Genomic DNA, 16672 nt, shown 5'->3' with positions numbered 1-16672 from the left:
ATGTGGCACCAATAAAAAATAACCGCACTGCACCAATTTGATAATCGGGGGCTGATCATTAGGTTTTATTTGCTATTTCCTTGATTCGTCGCGTATATTCCGATTTCCGACGCTTTTCGTCCCGCGCAGTCTTGCTGCGAGAAGAGCGCCGTCGTGGTCCCGAAGCGCACTGCGGCAAAAGCACAATGGTTTAACGGCCTGTCCGGCCTCCTCACAGACGGTGTCCCCATGAACGATCATCAGCAACCGATTCACCCGGTTCCCGCCGCCCAAGGTCTGTACGACCCGCAAAACGAGCATGATGCCTGCGGCGTCGGCTTCGTCGCCCATATCAAGGGACACAAGAGTCACGAAATCATCCAGCAGGGCCTGAAGATTCTCGAGAACCTCGATCACCGGGGCGCCGTCGGCGCCGATCCGCTGATGGGCGACGGCGCGGGCATCCTGATCCAGATTCCGGACGGCTTCTATCGCGAAGAGATGGCCCGGCAGGGCGTGACGCTGCCGCCGGCTGGCGAATACGGCGTCGGCATGATTTTCCTGCCGAAGGAGCACGCGTCGCGCATCGCCTGCGAACAGGAGCTCGAGCGCACGGTGAAGGCCGAGGGTCAGGTCGTGCTCGGCTGGCGCGACGTGCCGGTCGACCACGCCATGCCGATCTCGCCGACCGTGAAGGCGAGCGAGCCGCTGATCCGCCAGATCTTTATCGGCCGCGGCAAGGACATCATGGTGACCGACGCGCTCGAGCGGAAGCTGTACATCATCCGCAAGACCGCGAGCCATCGCATCCAGGCGCTGAAGCTCAAGCACGGCAAGGAATACTTCGTGCCGTCGATGTCGGCGCGCACGGTCGTCTACAAGGGTCTGCTGCTGGCGGGCCAGGTCGGCGTGTACTACCGCGACCTGCAGGACGACCGCACCATCTCGGCGCTCGCACTCGTGCACCAGCGCTTCTCGACCAACACGTTCCCGGCGTGGGAACTGGCTCACCCGTACCGCATGATCGCCCACAACGGCGAAATCAACACGGTGAAGGGCAACGTCAACTGGCTGAACGCGCGTACCGGCGCGATCGCCTCGCACGTACTCGGCGACGATCTGCCGAAGCTGTGGCCGCTGATCTATCCGGGCCAATCGGATACGGCATCGTTCGACAACTGTCTCGAACTGCTGGTGATGGCCGGCTACCCGCTCGTCCACGCGATGATGATGATGATTCCGGAAGCCTGGGAACAGCACACGCTGATGGACGAAAATCGCCGCGCGTTCTACGAATACCACGCCGCCATGATGGAGCCGTGGGACGGCCCCGCCGCCATCGCGTTCACCGACGGCCGCCAGATCGGCGCGACGCTCGACCGTAACGGTCTGCGCCCGGCGCGCTACATCGTCACCGACGACGACCTCGTCATCATGGCGTCGGAAGCCGGCACGTTGCCTATTTCCGAGTCGAAGATCGTCAAGAAGTGGCGTCTGCAGCCGGGCAAGATGTTCCTGATCGACATGGAGCACGGCCGCATCATCGACGACAAGGAACTGAAGGACAACCTCGCGAACGCCAAGCCGTACAAGAGCTGGATCGACGCCGTGCGCATCAAGCTCGACGAGATCGAGGCGAAGGCCGAAGACGTCGTGACGGAACGCCGCGAAGCTGCTGCGCTGCTGGATCGCCAGCAGGCGTTCGGCTACACCCAGGAAGACCTGAAGTTCCTGATGGCGCCGATGGCGCAAGCGGGCGAGGAAGCCGTCGGCTCGATGGGCAACGACTCGCCGCTCGCGGTCATGTCCAACAAGAACAAGACGCTCTATCACTACTTCAAGCAGCTGTTCGCGCAGGTCACGAACCCGCCGATCGATCCGATCCGTGAAAACATGGTGATGTCGCTCGTGTCGTTCATCGGCCCGAAGCCGAACCTGCTCGACACGAACAACATCAACCCGCCGATGCGTCTCGAAGTATCGCAGCCGGTGCTCGACTTCAAGGACATCGCGAAGATCCGCGCGATCGATCAGTACACGGGCGGCAAGTTCAGCTCGTACGAACTGAACATCTGCTATCCGGTCGCCTGGGGCAAGGAAGGCATCGAGGCACGCCTTGCGTCGCTGTGCGCGGAAGCCGTCGATGCGGTCAAGTCCGGCTACAACATGCTGATCGTGTCGGACCGCAAGACCGACCGCGACAACGTCGCGATTCCGGCGCTGCTCGCTACGGCCGCGATCCACACGCACCTCGTGCAGCAGGGTCTGCGCACGAGCACGGGTCTCGTCGTCGAAACCGGTTCGGCGCGTGAAACGCACCACTTCGCGCTGCTCGCGGGCTATGGCGCGGAAGCCGTGCACCCGTACCTCGCGATGGAAACGCTGAGCCAGCTCGCGGCCGGCCTGAAGGGCGACCTGTCGGCGGAGAAGGCGGTCTACAACTTCACGAAGGCAGTCGGCAAGGGCCTGCAGAAGGTCATGTCGAAGATGGGTATTTCGACCTACATGTCGTACACCGGCGCGCAGATTTTCGAAGCGGTCGGTCTGGCCGCGGATCTGGTGTCGAAGTACTTCCACGGCACGTCGTCGAAAGTCGGCGGCATTGGTCTGTTCGACGTCGCGGAAGAAGCGATCCGTTTGCATCGCGAAGCATTCGGCGACAACCCCGTCCTCGCGAACATGCTCGACGCGGGCGGCGAGTACGCGTACCGCGTGCGCGGCGAAGAACACATGTGGACGCCGGATGCGATCGCCAAGCTGCAGCACTCGGCGCGCAGCAACTCGTACCAGACGTACAAGGAATACGCGCATCTGATCAACGATCAGACCAAGCGCCACATGACCTTCCGCGGCCTGTTCGAGTTCAAGTTCGATCCGACCAGGGCGATCCCGCTCGACGAAGTCGAACCGGCGAAGGAAATCGTCAAGCGTTTCGCGACCGGCGCAATGTCGATGGGCTCGATCAGCACCGAAGCGCACGCCACGCTCGCCGTCGCGATGAACCGCATCGGCGGAAAGTCGAACACCGGTGAAGGCGGTGAAGACGCAAACCGTTACCGCAACGAACTGCGCGGCATTCCGATCAAGAACGGCGACACGATGAAGTCCGTGATCGGCGACGAAGTGGTCGTCGACATTGCGTTGAAGGAAGGCGATTCGCTGCGCTCGCGCATCAAGCAGGTCGCGTCGGGCCGCTTCGGCGTGACGGCGGAGTACCTCGTGTCGGCCGACCAGATCCAGATCAAGATGGCGCAGGGCGCGAAGCCGGGCGAAGGCGGTCAGCTGCCGGGTCACAAGGTGTCGGACTACATCGGCAAGCTGCGTTACTCGGTGCCGGGCGTCGGCCTGATTTCGCCGCCGCCGCACCACGACATCTACTCGATCGAAGATCTGGCGCAGCTGATTCACGATCTGAAGAACGTGAACGCGTCGTCGAGCATCTCGGTGAAGCTCGTGTCGGAGTCGGGCGTCGGTACGGTTGCCGCGGGTGTCGCGAAGGCGAAGGCCGACCACGTCGTGATCGCCGGTCATGACGGCGGCACGGGTGCATCGCCGCTGTCGTCGATCAAGCATGCGGGCACGCCGTGGGAACTGGGTCTCGCCGAAACGCAGCAGACGCTGGTGCTGAACCGGCTGCGCGGCCGTATCCGCGTGCAGGCCGACGGTCAGATGAAGACCGGCCGCGACGTCGTGATCGGCGCGCTGCTCGGCGCTGACGAGTTCGGCTTCGCGACGGCGCCGCTCGTCGTCGAAGGCTGCATCATGATGCGCAAGTGCCATCTGAACACGTGCCCGGTCGGCGTCGCGACGCAAGATCCGGTGCTGCGTGCGAAGTTCCAGGGCCAGCCGGAACACGTCGTGAACTTCTTCTTCTTCATTGCGGAAGAGGCGCGCGAAATCATGGCGCAACTCGGTATCCGCAAGTTCGACGACCTGATCGGTCGCGCGGAACTGCTCGACACGAAGAAGGGTATCGAGCACTGGAAGGCGAAGGGCCTCGACTTCTCGCGTGTGTTCTACCAGCCGCAAGTGCCGGCTGAAGTCGCGCGCAAGCACGTCGACGTGCAGGATCACGGCCTCGACCGCGCGCTCGACCACACGCTGATCGAGAAGGCGAAGGCCGCGATCGAGAAAGGCGAGCACGTGTCGTTCATCCAGCCGGTGCGCAACGTGAACCGCACGGTCGGCGCGATGCTGTCGGGCACGATCGCGAAGAAGTACGGCCACGAAGGACTCGCGGACGACGCGATCCACATCCAGTTGAAGGGCACCGCGGGTCAGAGCTTCGGCGCGTTCCTCGCGAAGGGCATCACGCTGGATCTGGTCGGCGACGGCAACGACTACGTGGGCAAGGGCCTGTCGGGCGGCCGCATCATCATCCGTCCGACCAACGATTTCCGCGGCAAGTCGGAAGAGAACATCATCTGCGGCAACACGGTGATGTACGGCGCGATCGAAGGCGAAGCCTTCTTCCGCGGCGTGGCCGGCGAGCGATTCTGCGTGCGTAACTCGGGCGCGACAGCGGTCGTCGAAGGCACGGGCGACCACGGTTGCGAATACATGACGGGCGGCACGGTCGTCGTGCTCGGAGAGACGGGCCGTAACTTCGCGGCCGGCATGTCGGGCGGCATCGCGTACGTGTTCGATCCGGACGGCATGTTCGCGAGCAAGTGCAACAAGTCGATGGTCGCGCTCGAACCGGTTCTGCAACAGGCCGAACAGGAGCGCACGGTCGATCAGGGCGTGTGGCATCGCGGCACGACCGACGAAGCGCTGCTCAAGGGGCTCATCGAGCGTCACTTCCAGTTCACGGGCTCGCCGCGCGCGAAGGCGCTGCTCGAAAACTGGGACGCGGCACGCCGTCAGTTCGTGAAGGTGTTCCCGACCGAATACAAGCGCGCGCTCGGCGAACTCGCCGCAAAGAAGGCGAACAGCGAAGTGCTCGCCGCCTGAGCTGCCTTCACGGAAGTCAACTTTAGACGTACCCGCCGCGTTCCGACCAATCGACGCGTGGCGGGTCCAGATTACCCCCTAGATACAGATAGAGAAGAGAACCACATGGGCAAGGCAACCGGTTTTCTCGAGTTCGAACGTCGCCACGAGACGTACGAGGCTCCGCTCACGCGTGTGAAGCACTACAAGGAATTCGTCGCGGCACTGACCGACGACGAAGCGAAGATTCAAGGCGCGCGTTGCATGGACTGCGGCATTCCGTTCTGCAACAGCGGCTGCCCGGTCAACAATATCATCCCGGACTTCAACGACCTGGTGTTCCGTCAGGACTGGAAGAACGCGATCGAAGTGCTGCATTCGACCAACAACTTCCCCGAGTTCACGGGCCGTATCTGCCCGGCACCGTGCGAAGCGGCGTGCACGCTCGGCATCAACGACGACCCGGTCGGCATCAAGTCGATCGAGCACGCGATCATCGACAAAGCCTGGACCGAAGGCTGGGTCGCGCCGCAAACGCCGAAGCACAAGACCGGCAAGAAGGTCGCCGTGGTCGGCTCGGGCCCCGCGGGTCTCGCGGCCGCGCAGCAGCTCGCGCGCGCCGGTCATGACGTGACCGTGTTCGAGAAGAACGACCGGATCGGCGGCCTGCTGCGTTATGGCATCCCCGACTTCAAACTGGAGAAGTGGCAGATCGACCGCCGCATGCGCCAGATGGAAGGCGAAGGCGTGACGTTCCGCACCAACGTGTTCATCGGCAAGCCGGACTCGCTGCCGGCGCACATCGGCAACACGGCGAAGGAAACCATCACGCCGGCCGAGCTGAACGAACAGTTCGACGCGGTCGTGATCGCCGGTGGTTCCGAAATGCCGCGCGATCTGCCGGTGCCGGGCCGCGAGCTCGAAGGCGTGTACTACGCGATGGAATTCCTGCCGCAGCAGAACAAGGTCAACGCCGGCGACAAAGTGCCGAACCAGCTCGTCGCGAAGGGCAAGCACGTCGTCGTGATCGGCGGCGGCGATACCGGTTCCGACTGCGTGGGCACGTCGAACCGTCATGGCGCGAAGAGCGTCACGCAGTTCGAACTGCTGCCGCAGCCGCCGGAAGAAGAGAACAAGCCGCTCGTATGGCCGTACTGGCCGATCAAGCTGCGCACGTCGTCGTCGCATGAGGAAGGCTGCGAGCGCGACTGGGCGGTCGCGACCAAGCGTCTCGAAGGCAAGAACGGCAAGGTCGAGAAGCTGATCGCCGCGCGCGTCGAATGGAAGGACGGCAAGATGGTCGAAGTGCCGAACTCCGAATTCGAAATGAAGGCTGACCTCGTGCTGCTCGCGATGGGCTTCACGCAGCCGGTGTCGCCGGTGCTCGAAGCGTTCGGCGTCGACAAGGATGCGCGCGGCAACGTGCGCGCCACGACCGAGGGCGACAAGGCGTACTACACGTCGGTGAACAAGGTGTTCACGGCAGGCGACATGCGCCGCGGCCAGTCGCTCGTGGTGTGGGCGATTCGCGAAGGCCGTCAGTGCGCACGTTCGGTCGATGCGTTCCTGATGGGGCATTCGGAACTGCCGCGTTAAGCGTCTTCAGCCGGTGTGCGTGCCTGGCGTTCCAGGCCGCGCGCGCCGGCGACGATTTGCAGGAAGACGTGGAGACGGCAAGGCGCCCCATGAAGGGCACCTGTAGCGGGAAAGCAATGCAGTAAAAAAGAAACCGGGCTCGCCTGAATGGGGGAGCCCGGTTTTCTTTTATCTCGTCGCGGTGCGTTATGTCCGCCTCATTGGCGATAGCGCGCGAGCGTCAGACCGTCGAGATCGATCTCCGGTTTGCGCTGTGCGATCAGATCCGCGACCACGCGCGCCGAGCCCATCGACATCGCCCAGCCCGTCGAGCCGTGCCCGAGGTTCAGCCATAAGTTGTCGATGTTGCACGGGCCGAGCAGCGGCGCGCCATCGGGCGTCATCGGCCGGTGGCCGACCCAGAAGTGCGCGGAAGTCGGATTGGCCGCGTGCGGAAACCAGTCGCGCAGCACCGTGAGCAGCGTTTGCAGCGCCTGCTCGCGCAACGTCGTCTGGCGATTGCCGAGCTCCGCCGTACCCGCGATGCGCAGGTTGTTGCCGAAGCGCGTGATCGCCGTCTTCAGCGATTCGTCCATCAGTGCCGCCCGTGGCGCTTTTTCCTCGTCGGTCACAGGCAGCGTGGCCGAATAGCCCTTCACCGGATAGAGCGGCACCTTCACGCCGAGCGGCGCGAGCAGCGCCGCGCTATCGACGCCGAGCGCGACGACCACCGCGTCGGCCTGCAGCGTCTGCGCGCCCCGCTCGCTTCGAATACGCACGCCGCGCACCGTCGCTCCCTCGACATCGAGCGACGTGACGCGCGTGTCGAAGCGAAAGCTCACGCCATTGCGTTCACAGATCGCGCGCAGTTCGCGGGTGAAGCGCGCGCAGTCGCCGGCTTCGTCGTCGGGCAGATAGAGGCCCGAGAACGGCGCTTGACGCGCCCAGCGCAGACCGGGCTCGATCTCCGCGCACTGCGCGGCGCTGACTTCCCGATGCACGATGCCCCCATCGCGCAGCACCGCGAGCGCCGGCTGCGCGAGTTCGACGTCGTACTCGCTGCGAAACAGTTGCAGATAGCCCTGGCTGCGGCCGTAGTCGAACGGATGACGGCCGCGGAATTCGTGCAGGCAAGCGCGGCTGTAGTACGCGATGCGCTGCATACGCTGCTTGTTCACGCGAAAGCGGTCGAGGTCGCACTCGCGCAGCCAGCGCGCGATCCAGCGCCATTGGGCCGGATCGAGCGTCGGCCGGAAGATCAGCGGCGAGGCCGGCTTGAACAGGTACTTGAGGATTTTCGCCGGCATGCCGGGCGCGGCCCATGGCGTCACGTAGCCCGGCGCGATCACGCCGGCGTTGCCGAAACTCGTGGACAGGGCGACGTCGGGTTCGCGCTCGATCACCGTCACGTCGCAGCCTTGCTGGCACAGATAAAAAGCAGTGGCGACGCCGATGACGCCGCCGCCGAGTACGATCGTTTTCATGATTGGGAACTGCGGTGTCAGACGATCTCAAGCGGCGGAGCCGGCCGCCCCTAGCACCTTGCCCTTCGTTTCCGGCAGGCACAACGCGGCGACGATCACGAGCAGATACCCCGCGCCCGCGACGATGCCCATCGCCTTCACGAGTGTCATCGTCTGCGCGAAGGTACCGACGAGTATCGGAAAGAACGAGCCGAGCCCGCGCCCGAGGTTGTAGCAGAAGCCTTGCCCCGAGCCGCGGATTTCGTTCGGATACAGCTCCGACAGATACGCGCCGATGCCCGCGAAAATCCCCTGCACGACGATGCCGAGCGGGAAGCCGAGCGCGAGCATCATCGTGTCGGTGATCGGCAGCATCGTGTAGACCATGCCGAGCACGAACGAGCCGACCGCGAACAGCACGAACGACGCGCGCCGGCCGATCCTGTCGCACAGAATCGCGCCGACGATATAGCCGGCGAACGAACCGACGATCAGCACGATCAGATAGCCGCTCGTATTGAACACCGACAGATGGCGCTCCGTCTTCAGATAGGTGGGCAGCCACGTCGTGATCGCGTAGTAACCGCCGAGCATGCCGGTGCACAGCGCGCTGCCGAGCACAGTTGTCTTCAGATGCGCGGCCGAGAAGATCTGCATGAAGTGCGACGTGTTGATGCCGCTTTCGCGCGCGCGACGCGTCGCGACAAAGATCTCGGGGTCGCTGACGTTGCGGCGGATATAGATGATCCATGCGGCGGGCAGCAGGCCAACCCAGAAACACGCGCGCCACGCGTACTGCTCGGGCAGCAGCGCGAAAGCCGCCCAGTAGACGATCGCCGCGGCCGCCCAGCCGAACGACCAGCTGCTCTGCACGGTGCCGACCGCCTTTGCGCGATGCTGTGGCGAGCGGATCGTCTCGGCCATCATGATCGTCACGACCGACCACTCACCGCCGAAGCCGATGCCCTGCAGCGTACGCGTGGCGAGCAACTGCCAGAACGACTGCGTGAAGCCAGACAGGAACGTGAAAATCGCGAAGGTGGCGATCGTCCATTGCAATACACGGATGCGGCCGTGGCGATCGGCAAGAATGCCGGCGAGCCAGCCGCCGATCGCCGACGAAATCAGCGAGCTGGTGGCGATCATGCCTGCTTCGCTTTTGCTCATGCCCCACGTCGCGATCAGCGTCGGGATGAGGAACGAGTAGATCATGAAGTCGAACGCGTCGACCGCGTATCCGCCGAAACCGGCGAATAGCGTGCGACGCTCGCGCGGGGTCAGCTCGGTGAACCATTGGAGAGAAGACATGTTTTGTTGTGGTCTCCAGGTTTCTTGTGCCTGCGGGGGCCGGATGGGAGGGTGTCAGTATTCTACGGGGATGCGGCGTCGTGAGGCCAGTTGGGGTCAAAAAGGGCGTGCGCGAGGTAACGGCCGATAAGGCACCGCAAGGGAACGGAAATCGGTGGGCCAACCGTCCCTCTTTTTTCTTACTAACCCCTACGATGTAACGCAAAACTTATTGGTCAACGTTAAACTGCGTCTGCAGCCCCGGCTGCCCCACGCAATCCTCCTATACACCTGTCGCCCCGATGTCCGTTACCGCGAAAAACCGTTCGCCTTTCCGCGCCTTTGCGAGCACGACCGTGCCCGTGGAGCGCGGCATGCCCGGCGAAGCGTCGGCGGCGCGGCGACGCTTTCTGAGGGGCTCGGCCGGTGCGATGCTGGCCGCGGGTTTCGGCAGCACGCTGCTGTCCGCCTGCGGCGGTAGTCTCGAAGCCGATCAGCCGGCTACGCCGCGGCTCGTGTCGGTCAGCAACTTCCGCGATGTCGGCGGCGCGGGTGCCGGCTACCTGACCGTCGACGGCAAACAGATGCGGCGCGGCGTGTTCTATCGCGCGAACGCGCTGACGCTGAGCGGCACCGACACGGCGACGCTCGACAAGCTCGGTATCGTGTCGGTCTACGACCTGCGCACGCCCGCCGAAATCGCACGCGCCGCCGACGTGCTGCCGAGCGGCGCGACATCCTCGACGCTGAACGTGCTCGGCACGAACGACTTCGTCGCGCCCCCGGTCGATTCTCCCGTCGACGCCGTCGCGTTCATGCAGGCGCAGGCGCGCGCGTATGTGACGGGCGGCCCGCAGCGAGCCGCCTATGGCGCGTTGCTCGGCGCGCTCGCCGACGGCACGGGCGCGCAGCTATTCCACTCGAACGCGGGCAAGGATCGCGCGGGCTGGGTCGCGGCGCTGCTGCTCAGCATCGCCAACGTTCCGCTCGACGTGATCATGCAGGACTACCTGCTCAGCAACGTCTATCTCGCGCCATCGATCGCCGCGCAAACCACCACGCTGCGCGCGCAGGAAGGCGCGGCCATCGCGACGGCGAGAGCGCCGTTGCTCGACGTCGACGAGAATTATCTGCAGGCGGGCTTCGACCAGGTGCAGGCGAGCTACGGCACGATGGCGAGCTACCTGACGCAAGGCCTCGGTCTTTCCACGGCGACGGTCGACGCGCTGCGCAATCGGCTCGTGCATTGACGCGCTTCGCTGGCGCGCTTTGGTGGCCTTCCTTACAGCGCAAAAAAAAAGTCCGCCGCAGAGGTGCGGGCGGACCGGGAAGGGCTGCATCAAGGTTGCCGAGGGCGACTATAAGGCCGCAACCCGCGCGACAGTCGATGCGGTAAGGGCAGGTAAGTGTCCGGTCCGCGCCGCGTTTGCCTGCGAGCATCCTTACGACAGCGCCGGGTCCACCGGCAATTCGATCCGCACTTCGAGCCCCCCCTGCGCGTGATTGCGCACGAGGCAGCGTCCACCGCGATCGTGCGCGAGCCGCGCGACGATCGCGAGACCGAGCCCGCAATGGCCTTCGCCGCCGCGCGCGGCGTCGAGCCGCACGAACGGCTTCATCGCCGCGGCAAATGCGGTCGTCGGGAATGCCGGCGCCGTGGTCGCGCACGCTGATCGTCCAATGACGGTCGTTGCACGCGGTCGAGATTTCCACCGGCGGCATGCCGTGTTCGAGCGCGTTGTCGACGAGGTTCGTCACGAGCCGGTCGAGCAGCGTGCGCGGCAGCGTGAACGAGGGGCCGGCGCGCAGATCGAGCGCGAACAGCGGGGTTTCGGCGGGGTCCGCCGCTTCGGCGGTTTCAGCGGCCTCCGCGTAATCGCCCGAGGAAAACTGCTCGCGCAAGAACTCGTCGACTTCGACGGGCGGTCCGGCGTCCGCCGATTGGCCCGCGAATTCGAGGAACTGCTGGACGATGTTGGTCAGGGAATCGACGTCGCGGATCAGGCCCGCGCGCTCGTTTTCGTCGACCAGCACGCTTGCGCGCAGCTTCAGGCGCGTGAGCGGCGCCTTCAGATCGTGCGCGACGCCGGCGAGCATCACCGCCTGGTCGTCGCCGGCTTCGTTCAGGCGCCGCATCATGTCGTTGAATGAGCCGATCAGCTCACGCAGCTCGCGCGGGCCCTGCACCGGCACGGGTTGGGGCCGGCCGCCCGAGCCGAACGCGCGCGACGCATCGGCCACGCGCGACAACGGCCGTTGCATCTGCCACACCGCGAACAACGACAGGATCAGCCCGGCGACCAGCATCGACACCGATTCGATCAGAAAGCGCGGCGGCGGCGGCAGGTCGACCGGCACGACGACCCAGTTCGACTTGCCCGGGACCAGCACCCACAGTTGCGGCGGACGCAGATCGTCGACGGCGATCTGCGTGCCGGCCGGCAGGTTCTCACGCAGGTGCCGGCTCAGTTCGACCACCATATGCTCGTGCGGCTCGCGCAGATGCACGCTGGTCGGCATGTTCCAGGTGGGCACCAGATGCACGCGCATCGCCGGCGCGAGCGCGGCGCCCTTGATCGGCTCGCCGTTGATCGCCTGCAGCACGAGCAGAATGCCGCGCGCGAAGCCGTCGATTTCGTGGCGCGGCGGCTGCATCGTCACCAGCACGAACCAGCTCGCCTGAATCGCGAACAGCACCGCCGCCGACAGCAACGCCATTCTGCCGAACAGCGTGTTCAGCGGATTTCTCATGCGCTCGGGGCGGCCCCGTCCTCGAAGGGTGTGCCGTTGGCGTCGGGCACGAACACGTAGCCCTTGCCGCGCACCGTTTGCACGTAGCACGGGTTCGACGGGTCGTCCTCGATCACGCGGCGCAGGCGCCAGATCGGTACGTCGAGGCTACGGTCGCGGAACGCGAGGTTGTCGCGATGCACGAGATCGTGAATCAGCACGCGCGACAGCACCTTGTACGGATTGTTGACGAAGATCTTCAGCAGCGCGAATTCGCTGTCGCGCAGCGGCAGCTTGGCGTCGTCGCGGCTCAGCGAGCGCGTGGCGAAGTCCAGTTCGAATGGACCGAAGCGATAGCGCTTGCGTGCTTCGGGCGCGCTCGTGGTGGACGGCCCGCGCCGGCGCAACACGGTCTGGATCCGCACGAGCAGTTCGCGCGGATCGAACGGCTTGGTCAGATAGTCGTCCGCGCCGAGCGACAGGCCGACGATGCGGTCGGCCACCGTGCCGCGCGCGGTCACGAAGATCACCGGGATGTCGTCGCCGGCGGCGCGCAACGCGGTGAGCGCGCGCAGGCCGTCGGTGTTCGGCATCATGATGTCGAGCACGACGACCGACGGCCGCTCACGCTCGAGACGACGCTGCAAATGGGTGCCGTCATGCAGCACGGACGCATCGAAGCCGTTCGACTGCAGAAACTTGCAAAGCAGATCGCGTACGACCGGATCGTCGTCGACGATAAGGACCTGTGGATTCATGGCGAAATTCTAGACTGGCCCGCCCGACGCGCGACCGGGCATTTCCTTACCAACGCTTACTGTGTGCCGCTCGGTGCTGGCGGGCTCGCGCCGGGGCGGATCAGCGAAGGTGCAGCGCTTACTTTAGCACTGCCTGATCCGGCTCTGCGCGACGACAGGCACGCGATGACAACAGTTGGCAAGCACTCGAAAGCCCTCGCAAGCCCACGGAACGGATCGTAACAACCGCGCGAAAGCGTGCTTTGCTTCGCCCATCGTCGGCGCCCGCGCGGCGCGATGATTGGTTCCGCAGCAAGTCGCGCCGCACGCCGAACGAGGCCCGCTGCCTCGGACGACGGCGCGCGGCGTTCAACCGACACCGGTGCGCAATGCGCACCTTCGCGAGGTCCATCATGACGATCCACAATACGCTCAGTTCCATGCCTTTCTCCTCGCTGGCGAATAAGCCGGCCACGGAGAAATCCGCCAGTTCAAACTCCACGGGCGCAGCGGCGAAATCGCAGCAGAGCGCCGGGCTAGGGAAGCCTGCACTGCCTGCGCCGGGCACGGGGCTCATCGGCCATCTGCTCAACACGACTGCGTGAATCGGCGAGGTCCGCGTGCCGTTATCCAGAACTACTGAGCAGCGGCGGCGCGCCGTGGCGTGGCTCGTTGCCGGCGCGCTGCTGTTGCCGCTCGGCGGCTGCGGCGCCGCGGCGCTGCCGTGCCGGGTCACGGCGGCGACCCTGAAAGTGCTGCCGGTCGTCGGCCATGCGGCGGCGACGCCTTTCGACATGTGCGCTTCCGCGATCGATTGAATCATGACGCTCACCCGGATGGTTGGTGCACTGATGCTGCTCGGCGGCGTGCTGTCGTGCGCCGCGCATGCACAGCTCGTCGCGCGCAGTGCGAAGGCGGCCAGCGCGGCATCGAATAGCGTCGTCACCGACACGCGGCGGCGCTCGCCGGACGCGCCGTTTTCGTTTCGCGGCGTCGCGCTCGGCATCACGATCGACGAATTCCGTGCGGGCTCGACCGTGCGCGCGACGCCGGTCGGCAGCGTGCCGATCTGCGAGACGGACGTGCAGGCCGGAGCGCTCGGCATGCGGCTGAAGTCGCACGATAGCCTGAGCGTCGCATGCCGCTGGGCGCATCGCGATGATGAACGCTGGGCGGTGTCGCAGGCCGTGGTCGATGGTGCGCCGGCGCTCGAACACGTGATGCGCTTCGCGCGCATCGACGGGCAGGGCGCGCTGCGTCTCTACGAGATGTCGTTCGTGATCGACGAGCTGACCGCGGAGGATCTGCGCGACGCGCTCGAGGATCGTTACGGGCCGCCGCGTCTCGCGACCCGCAACGCGGCGGCGCCGGGCGCGATGCCGATGTACGTATGGGAGAACGCGGTGAGTTCGATCACGCTGTGCTTTCTGCCCGGCAGCCGCAACGGCACGCTCACGTATCTGCTGAAGGGCTCGGATGCGTGGATGAAAGCGGTCGTGCGGCAATGGCAGGCGAGCGGCGCCGACGCGGGCTGACGTTTGCCAGGCAACCCTGATTACCGGTGCGATCCCAACGCCGAAACCGGGCGGTGTCCGGATAGGCCGCCTCACTTCGACTCCTTTCATCCTTTCCGCCACGGAGCCAGCATGACCGCGCTACGTCTCACCCTCGTGCTCGGCTCCGCGAGCTGTCTCGCGGCCTGTTCGAGCGCGCAGACCAGGTCGATCGTCGAAACGCCGATGGCGCCGCCGCTCGCGTCCGCGCCGTTGAACGTCAACACGCAAGGCGCGATCTATCAGGCCGGCGCGCCGTTGCTGCTGTATGAGACGCCGCGCGCGCAGCACGTCGGCGACGTGCTGACGATCCGGCTGTCGGAATCGTATAGCGGCAACAACAGCGCGAGCGCGTCGGCGAACCGCACGAGCAGCATCACCGCGACTGCCGCGGATCAATCGACGAATGCCGCCGCGCGACTCGCCAAACTATTCAACATCGGCTCTGCCAGCACCGACTACAAAGGGCAGGGCAATCTGAGCGACATCAGCGACATGACGGGCACGCTAGCCGTGACCGTGATCGGCACGGTGTCGGGCGGCAATCTCGTCGTGTCAGGCGAGAAGGTGATCGCGATGAGCGGGACCCGCGACCGTCTTCGACTCTCGGGCATCGTCAATCCCAAGGACATCGAAGCAGGCAATTACGTCGCGTCGAGCAAGGTTGCGAACGCGCGCATCGAGCAGGCGGGCCTCGGCATGGTCAACGATGCGATGACGATGGGCTGGCTGCAGAGGATGTTTCTGAGTGTGCTGACGTTTTGACCGTCAGCCCCGGGTCAGCGCGGTGCGCGCGACACCGCGCTGCGCGTTACGTGCGACGCGTGGGCCGCATCAACCGGCTTCGACCATCAGGCGCCGCTAACCGAGCGGCGGCGCAAGCCCGCGTTCGGCCGCGCCGATCTCGCCGTCCGGCACGAACACGTAGCCGTGTCCCCACACCGTCTGCACGTAGCGCGGTTCCGACGGGTCCACTTCGATCAATCGACGCAAGCGCCAGATCGATACGTCGAGACTGCGGTTGCGATGCGCTTCGCTATTGCCGTGCAGTTTTTCGAGCAGCTGCGCACGCGTGAGCACGGTCATCGCGTGCGTGACGAACACCTTCAGCATCGCGAATTCGCTCGAACGCAGCGTGATGCGTTCGCCGTCGCGGCGCAGTTCGCGCGCGGGGAAGTTCACTTCGAAGCGGCCGAAATGATAGGGCGCGCGCTGTTCGGGCGCGCCCGGCGCGATCGAGCCGCGACGCCGCAGCACGGTGCGAATCCGCGCGACGAGCTCGCTCGGTTCGAAAGGCTTGCCGAGATAATCGTCGGCGCCGAGTTCGAGGCCGATCACGCGATCGATCGGATCGGCGCGCGCGGTCAGCAGGATCACGGGAATGTCGTCGCCGGCGACACGCAAGGCGCGCAGCGCGCTGATGCCGTCGAGCTCCGGCATCATGATGTCGAGCACGACGAGCGCGGGACGCTCCTGCTGCAATCTGCGCTGCAACGCCAAGCCATTTTCCAGCATGGCGACCTTGAAGCCGCGGCCGTGCAGATATTCGCTGACGAGCTCGCGTACGACGGGATCGTCATCGACGATCAGGATGGTCTGGTTCATTCAGGTCATCTTAGTGATGCGCACGGGCCGCGCAAAGCGTATACCGCTTTCCAATCCTTTCCCGTGTAAGGCGCTGCAAGCGAAAGCAAAGCCGCAAGCACTCAGTGGGGCGGCGGGAAGGCCTGCGAGGTTTGCAGGGTCTGCTGTTGCTGCGCTTGACGCGGGAAATCGGTCCGATCGACCACCATCCGCTCGATCAGCCCGCCGAGCTTGACCGAGGCCGACGAAAAACGGTCGGTGTTCAGGCCGCCGGTCTGATAGCGCGCGGTGACCAGAATGCGGCCACCCTGGATCAGCGTCAGATCGATGATCGACAGGTACTGGATCGATTCGTCGCTGAACGAGCGGCGGCCATAGTCGATCGCGGCGTCGTAGACGAGCCGCGCTTCGCAGCCGGCCGGCGAGGTGCCCGGATTGTAGACGTCCGAACGAATACCGCGCCGCTCGAGCGCGAGCTGCAGCGCCGGCACGAAATCGCCGACCGACACCGTCGGGTTCACTTCGATGCAGACGTGCCGCAAATCCGCGGGCCGCCCGTTGACGAAGGTCGGCGACGAGTAGTTCGACGCGATCGCGTAGCCGGCCTGGATGACCGAGCCGGTGGCGTCGGCGGCCTGGATCAGCGTCCAGGCGCAGCCGTCGAGCGCGAGCGTCAGCGTCGCGGCGAAGGCGGCGAGGGCGCAACGACGCCGGCATATCAGCGAGGCGACCAGACCCAGGCGCGAATGCCTGGTTGCCGCTGGCGCGCGCACGGTCGGCGACGAGGTCATGAGGCAGCGCCCGATCCCGGTCACGAAATGCGATGGAGCAT

The 16672-nt window shown here is 65.2% G+C and carries 12 protein-coding genes and 1 pseudogene; 6 read left to right on the top strand and 7 right to left on the bottom strand.

Going from position 1 to position 16672, the window contains the following annotated elements:
* Positions 1–228: 228 nt before the first annotated feature.
* Together OKW26_RS32360 and OKW26_RS32355 are read left to right on the top strand one after the other, a co-directional pair.
* Positions 229–4932, top strand: a complete 4704-nt coding sequence (locus OKW26_RS32360; protein WP_429356248.1) for a glutamate synthase-related protein — start codon at positions 229–231, stop codon at positions 4930–4932.
* A gap of 105 nt (positions 4933–5037) precedes the next feature.
* Positions 5038–6507 (top strand): glutamate synthase subunit beta, encoded by a 1470-nt coding sequence (locus OKW26_RS32355; RefSeq protein WP_090802122.1) that lies wholly within the window; start codon positions 5038–5040, stop codon positions 6505–6507.
* A 197-nt stretch (positions 6508–6704) separates the two neighbouring features.
* On the opposite strand, the gene OKW26_RS32350 is transcribed toward OKW26_RS32355, so the two are convergent.
* Positions 6705–7970: a D-amino acid dehydrogenase gene (locus OKW26_RS32350; RefSeq protein WP_429356247.1), complete on the bottom strand. Its 1266-nt coding sequence runs from the start codon at positions 7968–7970 to the stop codon at positions 6705–6707.
* Positions 7971–7997: 27 nt separating this feature from the next.
* A complete protein-coding gene (locus OKW26_RS32345; protein WP_429356246.1) occupies positions 7998–9257 on the bottom strand; it encodes an MFS transporter in 1260 nt (419 codons plus the stop codon).
* Positions 9258–9610: 353 nt separating this feature from the next.
* Here OKW26_RS32345 and OKW26_RS32340 point away from each other — a divergent pair, with 353 nt between their 5' ends.
* Positions 9611–10486: a tyrosine-protein phosphatase gene (locus OKW26_RS32340; protein ID WP_429356245.1), complete on the top strand. Its 876-nt coding sequence runs from the start codon at positions 9611–9613 to the stop codon at positions 10484–10486.
* A 192-nt stretch (positions 10487–10678) separates the two neighbouring features.
* Here the strand turns inward: OKW26_RS32340 and OKW26_RS32335 are convergent.
* The 3 genes and pseudogenes from OKW26_RS32335 to OKW26_RS32325 form a co-directional block, all read right to left on the bottom strand.
* Positions 10679–11987, bottom strand: a pseudogene (locus OKW26_RS32335) (ATP-binding protein).
* Positions 11984–12724, bottom strand: coding sequence for a response regulator (locus tag OKW26_RS32330; protein WP_018420192.1), 741 nt, complete (start codon positions 12722–12724; stop codon positions 11984–11986). The pseudogene OKW26_RS32335 and the gene OKW26_RS32330 overlap by 4 nt, the downstream one beginning before the upstream one ends.
* Before the next feature lie 118 nt (positions 12725–12842).
* Positions 12843–13280: a hypothetical protein gene (locus tag OKW26_RS32325; protein WP_429356244.1), complete on the bottom strand. Its 438-nt coding sequence runs from the start codon at positions 13278–13280 to the stop codon at positions 12843–12845.
* 43 nt (positions 13281–13323) lie between these two features.
* On the opposite strand from OKW26_RS32325, the gene OKW26_RS32320 reads away from it, so the two are divergent.
* From OKW26_RS32320 to OKW26_RS32310, 3 genes are all read left to right on the top strand, one after another.
* Positions 13324–13521 carry a DUF6726 family protein gene (locus OKW26_RS32320; RefSeq protein ID WP_184070632.1) on the top strand — a complete coding sequence of 66 codons (198 nt, stop codon included), beginning with the start codon at positions 13324–13326 and terminating at the stop codon, positions 13519–13521.
* A gap of 3 nt (positions 13522–13524) precedes the next feature.
* Entirely contained in the window at positions 13525–14238 is a 714-nt protein-coding gene (locus OKW26_RS32315; protein WP_187612926.1) for a hypothetical protein, read from the top strand.
* Between the two features lie 111 nt (positions 14239–14349).
* The gene (locus OKW26_RS32310; protein WP_429356243.1) at positions 14350–15021 is read left to right on the top strand and encodes a flagellar basal body L-ring protein FlgH; all 672 of its coding nucleotides are present in this window, start codon (positions 14350–14352) and stop codon (positions 15019–15021) included.
* A 96-nt stretch (positions 15022–15117) separates the two neighbouring features.
* Here OKW26_RS32310 and OKW26_RS32305 read toward each other — a convergent pair whose 3' ends face one another.
* Both OKW26_RS32305 and OKW26_RS32300 read right to left on the bottom strand, forming a co-directional pair.
* Entirely contained in the window at positions 15118–15861 is a 744-nt protein-coding gene (locus OKW26_RS32305; RefSeq protein ID WP_184065545.1) for a response regulator, read from the bottom strand.
* Between the two features lie 101 nt (positions 15862–15962).
* The gene (locus OKW26_RS32300) at positions 15963–16631 is read right to left on the bottom strand and encodes a hypothetical protein (RefSeq protein WP_429356242.1); all 669 of its coding nucleotides are present in this window, start codon (positions 16629–16631) and stop codon (positions 15963–15965) included.
* Positions 16632–16672: the final 41 nt, after the last annotated feature.

Origin of the sequence: Paraburkholderia sp. 32 (assembly GCF_050435345.1) — a bacterium.
Lineage (GTDB): Bacteria > Pseudomonadota > Gammaproteobacteria > Burkholderiales > Burkholderiaceae > Paraburkholderia > Paraburkholderia tuberum.
This window is presented reverse-complemented; position numbering and strand designations above follow the sequence as displayed.